Here is a 10,086-nt window from a genome sequence, read left to right as displayed (position 1 = left end):
ACAGCTCGAGGGGGCGAGAGCCGAAATGGCCTTGGCGGTGAACGCCTATAACCTGAAAAGAGCGATTAACGTGCTCGGCGCACGTCAGTTGATGGGCTGAAACGCCCTTTTTCGTCTGCCGTCCGCACAAAAGCCAACGCCCCGAACAAGTCGGGGCGTTTGCTTGAAACCACCATCAGTGTGTTTTCACACAGTCTGCGAAGGCTCCCTTTTTTTGTCGCTCAACGCTGGATCAGAACAATACACGGCTACGAATAGTGCCGTTGATGTGCTGCAGCTTCTCTTGCGCCAGATCCGAGTACTCGGCGTCGACGTCGATCACCACGTAGCCGACTTTCTCGTTGGTCTGCAGGAACTGACCGGAGATGTTGATACCGTTTTCGGCGAAGACCTTGTTGATCTCGCTCATCACACCCGGGATGTTCTCGTGGATGTGCAGCAGGCGGTGCTTGCCAGGGTGAGCCGGCAGGGCCACTTCCGGGAAGTTCACCGACGAAACGGACGTACCGTTGTCGCTGTACTTGACCAGTTTTTCCGCCACTTCCAGACCAATGTTGGCTTGCGCTTCAGCGGTCGAACCACCGATGTGCGGGGTCAGGATCACGTTGTCCAGGCCACGCAGCGGGCTTTCGAACTCTTCGTCGTTGGAGCGTGGCTCCACCGGGAAGACGTCGATGGCCGCGCCGATCAGGTGCTTGTCCTTGATCGCGTCCGCCAGGGCGTCCAGTTTGACCACGGTGCCGCGTGCTGCGTTGATCAGAATGCCGCCCTTCTTGATGGCGCGGATTTCCTTCTCGCCGATCATCCACTGGGTCGCAGCGGTTTCCGGAACGTGCAGGGTCACGATGTCGGACATGCCCAGCAGCTCGTTCAGGTTGCCGACCTGGGTCGCGTTGCCCAGCGGCAGCTTGGTCACGGTGTCATAGAAGAACACCTGCATCCCCAAGCCTTCGGCCAGAACCGACAACTGAGTACCGATCGAACCGTAGCCGACGATGCCCAGCTTCTTGCCACGGATCTCGAAGGAGTTGGCTGCGGATTTGATCCAGCCGCCACGGTGGCAGGACGCGTTTTTCTCAGGGATGCCGCGCAGCAGCAGGATCGCTTCGGCCAGCACCAGCTCGGCCACGGAGCGAGTGTTGGAGTACGGCGCGTTGAACACGGCGATACCGCGCTCGCGAGCCGCGTCCAGGTCAACCTGGTTGGTGCCGATGCAGAAGCAACCGACCGCTACCAGCTTCTTCGCGTGATCGAAGATCTCTTCAGTCAGTTGGGTGCGCGAACGAATGCCGATGAAGTGAGCGTCAGCGATCTTTTCCTTGAGCTGGGCTTCCGGCAGAGAACCTGTGAGGTACTCGATGCTGGTGTAGCCCGCCGCCTTGAGGACGTCGACAGCCGATTGGTGGACGCCTTCGAGAAGATGGAACTTGATCTTGCTCTTATCGAGAGAAGTCTTGCTCATCTGCGTAAACCTGTATCCCGGAGAAAAATGGCAGGAAATGGTCAACAGACATTGACCTGGACGACAAGAAAGCCGTCACCGCAGAACAGGCGTTTGGGCACTGGCCGGCGGGGTCGGTATGCTAGCATAACGACCCCGCTAAACACTCATTCCTGCGACGTGAAGCGTTCTCAGGATGACCATGAATTGTTCGAGAGTTCTGTCGATGACCAATCCTGCCCTGATTGATGAACTGAAGACCCTGGTCGAGCCTGGCAAGGTCCTGACCGACGCCGACTCCCTGAACACATATGGCAAGGATTGGACCAAGCACTTCGCCCCCGCGCCGAGCGCCATCGTGTTTCCCAAGACTATCGAACAGGTGCAGGCCATCGTCCGTTGGGCCAATACGCACAAGGTTGCGCTGGTGCCTTCGGGCGGGCGCACCGGGCTGTCCGCCGCTGCGGTGGCCGCCAACGGCGAAGTGGTCGTGTCATTCGATTACATGAACCAGATTCTCGACGTGAACCTCACTGACCGCACCGCCGTGTGTCAGCCGGGCGTGGTCACCGAGCATTTGCAGAACGTCGCTGAAGAAAAGGGCCTGTATTACCCGGTGGACTTCGCATCGGCGGGTTCCAGCCAGATTGGCGGCAATATCGGCACCAATGCCGGCGGGATCAAGGTCATTCGCTACGGCATGACCCGCAACTGGGTTGCCGGCATGAAGGTGGTCACCGGCAAAGGTGACGTGCTGGAACTGAACAAAGATTTGATCAAGAACGCCACCGGTTACGACCTGCGCCAGTTGTTTATCGGCGCCGAAGGCACCCTCGGGTTTGTGGTCGAAGCGACCATGCGTCTGGATCGTGCGCCGAAAAACCTCACGGCGATGGTCCTCGGCACCGCTGATTTCGACTCGATCATGCCGGTGTTGCACGCCTTCCAGGGCAAGCTCGACCTGACCGCGTTCGAATTCTTCTCCGACAAGGCCTTGGCCAAAGTGCTGGGTCGCGGTGATGTGCCGGCGCCGTTTGAAACCGATTGCCCGTTCTACGCGCTGCTGGAGTTTGAAGCGACCACTGAAGAAGTGGCCAACAGCGCGCTGGAAACCTTTGAACATTGCGTCGAGCAGGGCTGGGTACTGGACGGCGTGATGAGCCAGAGCGAAACCCAGCTGCAGAACCTGTGGAAGCTGCGCGAGTACATCTCCGAAACCATCTCGCACTGGACCCCGTACAAGAACGACATCTCGGTCACCGTTTCAAAAGTGCCGGCGTTCTTGCAGGAAATCGACGCGATTGTCGGCGAATACTATCCGGACTTTGAAATTGTCTGGTTCGGCCACATCGGCGACGGCAACCTGCACCTGAACATCCTCAAGCCCGAAAGCCTGAGCAAGGACGAGTTCTTCGCCAAATGCGCCACCGTCAACAAGTGGGTGTTCGAAACCGTCGAGAAGTACAACGGCTCGATCTCCGCCGAACACGGCGTGGGCATGACCAAACGCGATTACTTGACCTACAGCCGCTCGCCGGTCGAAATCGAATACATGAAAGCGGTCAAAGCGGTGTTCGACCCGAACGGCATCATGAACCCGGGCAAGATTTTCGCGGTTTGATTGGCAATCTCTGATGAATCAATGAAGGCAGGAGTCGGTAAATGAGCTATCAGCACCAGTATGTCGACGGCACGCGTATTCACTTCCCGCTGGGAAAAGTGGTGTGCATTGGGCGTAATTACGCCGAACACGCCAAGGAATTGGACAACCCGGTGCCTACCGAGCCGTTGCTGTTCATCAAGCCGGGCAGTTGCGTGGTGTCGCTGGAAGGCGGTTTCAGCATTCCGACCGAGCGCGGTTCGGTGCATTACGAAGCGGAAATTGCCGTGTTGATCGGCAAGCCGCTGTCGACCAAGCCAAGTCGTGAAGAAGTGCTCGATGCGATCTCCGGTTTCGCTCCGGCGCTGGATCTGACCCTGCGCGACAAGCAGGCCGAGCTCAAATCCAAGGGCCTGCCGTGGGAAATCGCCAAGTCGTTCGACGGCGCGGCGGTGCTTGCCCCGTTCGTGGTGGGCAGCACCTTTGCTGATCTGACCGATATCGGCATCCGCCTGACCATCAACGGCGAAGTCCGTCAGGACGGCAACAGCAGCGCGATGCTCAACCCGATCGTGCCGATGATCCAGCACATGGCCGGCTGCTTCTCGCTGCAGGCCGGTGACGTGATCCTGACCGGCACGCCGGTGGGCGTTGGCCCGCTGAATGTCGGCGACGACATCGTGCTGGAACTGGTCGGCGCCAGCCGCTTTACCAGCAGCGTGCGCTAACCGCCACATTGCAAAAACCTGTGGGAGCGGGCTTGCTCGCGAAAGCATTTTGTCAGTCAACGAAGATGTCGACTGATCCGACGCCTTCGCGAGCAAGCCCGCTCTCGCATTGGTTTGTGGTGACCCGAAGATCGGGGACAAACCACGACAATCTCGCCATTTGCCGTTTTTTTCACATCCCGTCTGGATAATTTCCGTCATTCTGGCGTCTGAGCCGGCCTCTTTGTGCTATTACCCATAGCCTGAATTTTCGGAACGCATCCCTCGATGGCATCTCAAACTCAGCTCAAAACCCCTCGCCGCTCACGTTTCGCCCTGCGCTGGTATTCCTGGCTATTGCTGGTGATCGTCGCAGCGTATGGGCTGGCGTATCTGATGCATTGGGATGATCGCGGTGCGCTGTGGGTACTGGAGCGTTTCGAAAGCCCGGCCGAGCAAAAGGGAAGTGTCTGGCTGCCGGATTACCGGGTGGTCATCGATGCCAAGCCGCTGCCGGGCATGGAGAAGGATGAGGCGTCGGATCTGGCCTACAACCCGCAGACCAAAACCCTGTTCTCGGTGATGGGCAAGAACCCGTTTCTGGTCGAACTGACCCTGCAAGGCGATGTGCTGCGCAAGATGCCGCTGGTGGGCTGGGCCAACCCGGAAGGCGTCACGATCATGGAAAACGGCCTGATGGCCATTGTCGATGAGCGTCTGCACATGCTGTCGATCGTCAAGGTCGACGCCGATACGCGTGAGCTGAACATCGCCAATTTCCCCAAGTACGACCTTGGCCCCTCGAAAGACCAGAACAAAGCTTTCGAAGCGATTACCTGGGATGCGCGCAACCAGCAGTTCCTGCTGGGCGAGGAGCGTCCACCGGTGCTGTTCACCTGGAAAAGCGATGGCAGCCAGACGCTCAAAGGCGACAAGCAGAAGCTGGACAGTGATGAGCTCGACATTCGCAATCTCTCGGCGTTGGCGATTGACCCGCGCACCGGTCACACATTGGCGTTGTCGGCTGACTCGCACCTGTTGCTGGAGCTGGACGAGAAGGGCGAGCAAGTCAGTTTCATGACCCTGCTTGGCGGCTTCAACGGTTTGAAGAACACCATTCCCCGCGCCGAAGGCGTGGCCCTGGACGAGGCAGGCACGCTGTATATGGTCAGCGAGCCGAACCTGTTCTATCGCTTCGAAAAGCAGAAGTAATGCCCTTGCTGGGGAGGCTCTTGTCGTCCAAGGCAAGTGGCCATTAAGCTTCATTTCAGACAGGCGTGATATTTCATCCGCCTGTTTTGATTCCGAGCCCTCCTGCATGCGTCGATTTGCCCGTCCCAAGCCTCTCCTTGTCACCCTTTCGGTGATTGCTCTGATCGCGTTGATCGCGATTGGCCAATACCTGCGCCTGTTCGAGCGCGCCTGGTTCAATCTGCACACCCTGTGGCAACCGCTAAGCAGCGAGGCCATTGGTCTGGATCAATATCGGGTGGAGATCGAGGCGCGGGTAATCGAGGGGCTGGACGATGACGTGTCGGCGCTGACCTACGATCCGGTGCGCAACAGTCTGTTCACAGTCACCAACAAACATGCCGAACTGGTCGAACTGTCGCTGGAGGGCAAAATCCTGCGCCGCATCGCACTGATCGGCTTTGGTGATCCGGAGGCGGTTGAGTTCATCAGTGCCGATACTTATGTGATCACCGACGAGCGCCAGCAGCGGTTGATCAAGATTCACCTGGAAGATGTCACCACGTTCCTCGATGCGGCGGACGCCGAGCAAATGACCCTGGGTGTGCACGCGAGCAGCAACAAGGGTTTTGAGGGGCTGGCTTATGACTCGGTGGGCAAGCGCTTGTTTGTCGCGAAAGAGCGCGACCCGATGCTGATCTACGAAGTGCACGGTTTCCCGCACTTCAACCCGGAAAAGTCCTACGCGGTGCATGTGATCAACAATCCCAAACGGGATGCCGGCATGTTCGTGCGTGATCTGTCGAGCCTGCAATACGACGAGCGCAGCGGGCATTTACTGGCACTGTCGGATGAGTCAGGGCTGATTCTGGAACTGGATGTGGGTGGGCGCCCGTTGAGCACCCTGTCGCTGAGCAAGGGCCGACAAGGCTTGCAGAAAACCGTGCCGCAGGCAGAAGGCATTGCGATGGATGACGACGGGACGCTGTATCTGGTGAGTGAGCCGAACCTGTTTTACGTCTTCAAAAAGCCCGCCCAGAACTGACTGACACCGCAAAAAACCAATATGGGGCTTGCTCGCGAAAGCGGTGGACCAGACAACGCAGATGTCGACTGATCCACCGCTGTCGCGAGCAAGCCTGCTCCCACAGGTGGGGGCATGCATCTGCCCACAAAAATGTGGGCAGTCTGGCTTACTCAGCCTTCAGCGTTTTCACACCTTCACTCGTACCCAGCAGCAGCAGATCCGCCGGACGCGCGGCGAACAAACCGTTGGTGACCACGCCGACGATGGCGTTGATCTGTGTTTCCAGCTCCACCGGATTGGTGATCTGCATATTGAACACGTCGAGGATGATGTTGCCGTTGTCGGTCAGTACACCTTCGCGGTACACCGGGTCGCCGCCCAGTTTCACCAGTTCGCGAGCGACGTGGCTGCGAGCCATCGGGATGACTTCCACCGGCAGCGGGAATTCGCCCAGCACCGGCACCAGTTTGCTGGCGTCGGCGATGCAGATGAAGGTCTTGGCCACGGCGGCAACGATCTTCTCGCGGGTCAGGGCCGCGCCGCCGCCCTTGATCAGGTTCAGGTGCTCATCGCTTTCATCAGCGCCGTCGACGTAGAACTCCAGATCGCTGACGGTGTTCAGTTCATAGACGGGAATCCCGTGGCCCTTGAGGCGCGCGGCGGTGGCTTCGGAGCTGGCGACCGCGCCATCGAATGCGCCCTTGTGCTGGGCCAGTGCGTCGATGAAGCAGTTGGCGGTGGAGCCGGTGCCGACACCGACGATGCTTTTGTCGTCGAGTTTCGGGAGGATGAAGTCGACAGCGGCCTGAGCCACTGCCTGTTTGAGTTGATCCTGGGTCATGCGGGCTCCGGAAGCGGGCGAGGTGAGTACGGAAAGGCCGGCATTATAGCCCCAAGCGGGTCTAAAACCTCTGCAATCGTGTGGTCGCCCGGGCAAAAGCCGGGTTAGACTCCTTGGCCCTGCCCAACCGCTCAGTGATGCTTTCCGATGCTCGAACAGTACGTCAAAAAGATCCTCACCTCGCGCGTTTATGACGTTGCCGTAGAAACCCCGCTGCAGAACGCTCGCCAGCTCTCCGAGCGGCTGGGCAATGACATCTGGCTCAAGCGCGAAGACTTGCAGCCGGTGTTCTCGTTCAAGATTCGGGGCGCCTACAACAAGTTGACCCAACTGAGCGACGAAGAACGCGCCCGTGGTGTGGTCACCGCTTCAGCGGGCAACCACGCGCAGGGTCTGGCCCTGGCGGCGAAAGTGCTGGGCGTCAAAGCCACCATCGTCATGCCCAAGACCACCCCGGAGATCAAGGTCGAAGGCGTGCGTTCGCGTGGCGGCAAAGTGGTGCTGCACGGCGATTCGTTCCCGGAAGCGCTGGCCTATTCGCTGAAACTGGTCGATGAAAAAGGCTACGTCTACATCCACCCGTACGACGATCCGCACACCATTGCCGGGCAGGGCACCGTGGCGATGGAGATTCTGCGTCAGCACCCGCAGCCACTGGATGCGATTTTCGTCCCGGTCGGCGGCGGCGGCCTGATCGCCGGTATCGCGGCGTACGTGAAATACCTGCGTCCGGACATCAAAGTCATCGGCGTCGAGCCCGACGACTCCAACTGCCTGCAAGCCGCCATGGCTGCCGGCGAACGCGTGGTGTTGCCGACCGTGGGCATCTTTGCTGACGGCGTCGCGGTGGCGCAGATCGGCCAGCACACCTTCGACATCTGCAAAGATCATGTCGATGAAGTGATTACCGTCAGCACCGACGAGATCTGCGCGGCAATCAAGGATATCTACGACGATACCCGCTCGATCACCGAGCCTGCCGGCGCCTTGGGCGTGGCCGGGATCAAGAAGTACGTCGAGTTGCGCGGCGTCAGCGGCCAGACCTTTGTCGCCATCGACTCCGGCGCCAACGTCAACTTCGACCGCTTGCGTCACGTTGCCGAGCGCGCCGAACTGGGCGAAGGCCGCGAAGCGATCATCGCCGTGACCATTCCCGAAAAGGCCGGCAGCTTCAAGGCGTTCTGCGAGGCCATCGGCAAGCGTCAGATCACCGAATTCAACTACCGCTACAACACCGGCAGCGAAGCGCACATCTTCGTCGGCGTGCAGACCCACCCGGAAAACGACCCGCGCAGCGCACTGCTGGCGAGCCTGGCCGAGCAGGGCTTCCCGGTCATTGACCTGACCGACAACGAATTGGCCAAGTTGCACATCCGCCACATGGTCGGCGGGCGTGCGGCGCAGGTGGTTGATGAAGTGGTGCTGCGCTTCGAATTCCCGGAGCGTCCGGGCGCGCTGTTCAACTTCCTCAACAAACTTGGCGGGCGCTGGAACATCTCGATGTTCCACTACCGCAACCACGGCGCGGCAGATGGCCGGGTGGTCGCCGGGCTGCAAGTGCCCCACGATGAGCGGCATCTGGTGCCGCAGGCGCTGGCGCAAATCGGTTATCCGTACTGGGACGAAAGCGACAACCCGGCCTATAAGCTGTTTCTTGGCTGAACGGCTACGCTGATGGGCATGGCCCAAGGAAAAGAAACCCATGGAAACCCTGACCACCCTGAAAGTCCTTCACGTCGCTGCAACCGTGGTGATACTCACCAGCGGCCTGGGGCTCGCCGCGCTGACCTGGCGTAATCGCAGTCAAGGGCCGGCCAGCACGATGCAGCGTCCGTGGTTGTTTGTCTGGTGTCTGATGCTGATCGGCATGTTGAGCATGCCCTTCACCGGCTGGTGGCTGGTGCATCTGATTGGCTGGCCATTGGGGCAGTTCTGGATTCTGGGCTCCAGCGTGATCTATGCCGTGGCCACATTCAGTGCCGTTTGGTTGCTTGTTCGGCTGAATCGACGGTGGACGAGCGGGGGCGGTAACTGGAAATTCAGTCTGGCGCTGGCGATTGTCAGTGGTGTCGGATTTCTCGCCATTGCGGCGTTGATGGGGGCCAAGCCTGTTTAAGGCTTGAGACCGGGTTGCCCCTTCGCGTGCAAGCCCGCTGCCACAGGGGAACGCATTCCAGTGTGGAGCGGGCTTGCTCGCGAAAGCGGTCTCAGTCGCGCAGTGTGATGACCGGCCAGCCACGCTTTTCGGCTTCAGCGCGCAGGTTCGGATCCGGATCCACGGCCACCGGGTTCGCCACTTGCTCCAGTAGCGGCAAGTCATTCATCGAGTCGCTGTAGAAGTAGCTGTCTTGCAGCGAATGCCCGGTTTCTTCCAGCCAGCGATTCAGGCGCGTCACCTTGCCTTCACGGAAGCACGGGATATCGGTGCTGCGCCCGGTGTAACGGCCATCGACCATTTCGCACTCGGTGGCGATCAGGGTTTCAACGCCCAAACGAACGGCAATCGGCGCGGTCACGAAACGGTTGGTCGCGGTGATGATCACCAGTTTGTCGCCGGCATCGCGGTGTTTTTTCAACAGGTCGAGCGCCTTGGGCAACACGATGGGCTCGATGCAGTCACGCATGTAGTCGTTGTGCCATTGATCGAGCACGGCCATTTCGGTGCGGCCGAGAATCTCCAGGCAGAAATTCAGGTACGCGGCGTTATCCAGCTTGCCGGCCAGGTAATCCTGATAGAACTCGTCGTTGCGCGCTTTGTACGCGACGGGGTCGAGGAAGCCGCGTTCACACAGATAGTCGCCCCAAGCGTGGTCGCTGTCGCCGCCCAGAAGGGTGTTGTCCAAATCGAATAGAGCCAGGCGCATTGCAGTTACCCGCTGAAAAGTCAGTAAAAAGGCGACAAGAATACGGTCTTTTCACAAGAGTGCACATAAGGTAGGAACCTTCGTTGCCGCCTTATCAAGCTTTGTGGAACAATGCGGCGACATGCGTTTGCGAGGTTGTTGCCGTGATCGACCCCGATGGTTTCCGCCCCAATGTCGGGATCATTCTGACGAATGACGCCGGCCAGGTGCTATGGGCTCGCCGTATCAATCAAGATGCCTGGCAGTTTCCACAAGGGGGAATCAACCCTGAAGAGACGCCGGAAGACGCCTTGTACCGCGAGCTGAACGAAGAAGTTGGCCTGGAACGTGAAGATGTTGAAATACTCGCCTGCACACGGGGCTGGTTGCGCTATCGTTTGCCGCAACGTCTGGTGCGTACCCACAGCCAACCGCT

At 59.3% G+C, this 10,086-nt stretch carries 10 protein-coding genes; 7 read left to right on the top strand and 3 right to left on the bottom strand.

Features of this window, described 5'->3' with window-relative positions:
- Positions 1-232: 232 nt before the first annotated feature.
- On the bottom strand, positions 233-1,462 hold the full coding sequence (gene serA / locus ACIOWA_RS26440; RefSeq protein WP_401162712.1) for a phosphoglycerate dehydrogenase: 1,230 nt from the start codon (positions 1,460-1,462) through the stop codon (positions 233-235).
- 205 nt (positions 1,463-1,667) lie between these two features.
- Here serA and ACIOWA_RS26435 point away from each other — a divergent pair, with 205 nt between their 5' ends.
- The 4 genes from ACIOWA_RS26435 (at position 1,668) to ACIOWA_RS26420 (ending at position 5,984) form a co-directional block, all read left to right on the top strand.
- Entirely contained in the window at positions 1,668-3,062 is a 1,395-nt protein-coding gene (locus ACIOWA_RS26435) for an FAD-binding oxidoreductase (protein ID WP_339430395.1), read from the top strand.
- A 41-nt stretch (positions 3,063-3,103) separates the two neighbouring features.
- On the top strand, positions 3,104-3,769 hold the full coding sequence (locus tag ACIOWA_RS26430) for a fumarylacetoacetate hydrolase family protein (RefSeq protein ID WP_221734095.1): 666 nt from the start codon (positions 3,104-3,106) through the stop codon (positions 3,767-3,769).
- Between the two features lie 267 nt (positions 3,770-4,036).
- Complete coding sequence (locus ACIOWA_RS26425) at positions 4,037-4,960, top strand: SdiA-regulated domain-containing protein (RefSeq protein WP_339430394.1); 924 nt, start codon at positions 4,037-4,039, stop codon at positions 4,958-4,960.
- 106 nt (positions 4,961-5,066) lie between these two features.
- Positions 5,067-5,984, top strand: coding sequence for an SdiA-regulated domain-containing protein (locus ACIOWA_RS26420; RefSeq protein ID WP_339464673.1), 918 nt, complete (start codon positions 5,067-5,069; stop codon positions 5,982-5,984).
- Between the two features lie 148 nt (positions 5,985-6,132).
- On the opposite strand, the gene rpiA is transcribed toward ACIOWA_RS26420, so the two are convergent.
- Positions 6,133-6,807, bottom strand: a complete 675-nt coding sequence (gene rpiA, locus ACIOWA_RS26415; RefSeq protein WP_339430392.1) for a ribose-5-phosphate isomerase RpiA — start codon at positions 6,805-6,807, stop codon at positions 6,133-6,135.
- Between the two features lie 147 nt (positions 6,808-6,954).
- Here rpiA and ilvA point away from each other — a divergent pair, with 147 nt between their 5' ends.
- Together ilvA and ACIOWA_RS26405 are read left to right on the top strand one after the other, a co-directional pair.
- Positions 6,955-8,469 (top strand): threonine ammonia-lyase, biosynthetic, encoded by a 1,515-nt coding sequence (gene ilvA, locus ACIOWA_RS26410; protein ID WP_339430391.1) that lies wholly within the window; start codon positions 6,955-6,957, stop codon positions 8,467-8,469.
- A 40-nt stretch (positions 8,470-8,509) separates the two neighbouring features.
- Positions 8,510-8,923 carry a DUF2269 family protein gene (locus ACIOWA_RS26405; protein ID WP_339430390.1) on the top strand — a complete coding sequence of 138 codons (414 nt, stop codon included), beginning with the start codon at positions 8,510-8,512 and terminating at the stop codon, positions 8,921-8,923.
- A gap of 91 nt (positions 8,924-9,014) precedes the next feature.
- Here ACIOWA_RS26405 and ACIOWA_RS26400 read toward each other — a convergent pair whose 3' ends face one another.
- A complete protein-coding gene (locus ACIOWA_RS26400; protein WP_339430389.1) occupies positions 9,015-9,671 on the bottom strand; it encodes an HAD family hydrolase in 657 nt (218 codons plus the stop codon).
- 143 nt (positions 9,672-9,814) lie between these two features.
- Here ACIOWA_RS26400 and ACIOWA_RS26395 point away from each other — a divergent pair.
- Positions 9,815-10,086, top strand: a 272-nt coding sequence (locus tag ACIOWA_RS26395) for an RNA pyrophosphohydrolase (RefSeq protein WP_401162709.1), incomplete at its 3' end; no start/stop codon positions are given.

Origin of the sequence: Pseudomonas sp. NPDC087614, from assembly GCF_044743485.1 — a bacterium.
Taxonomy (GTDB): domain Bacteria; phylum Pseudomonadota; class Gammaproteobacteria; order Pseudomonadales; family Pseudomonadaceae; genus Aquipseudomonas; species Aquipseudomonas baetica_A.
This window is presented reverse-complemented; position numbering and strand designations above follow the sequence as displayed.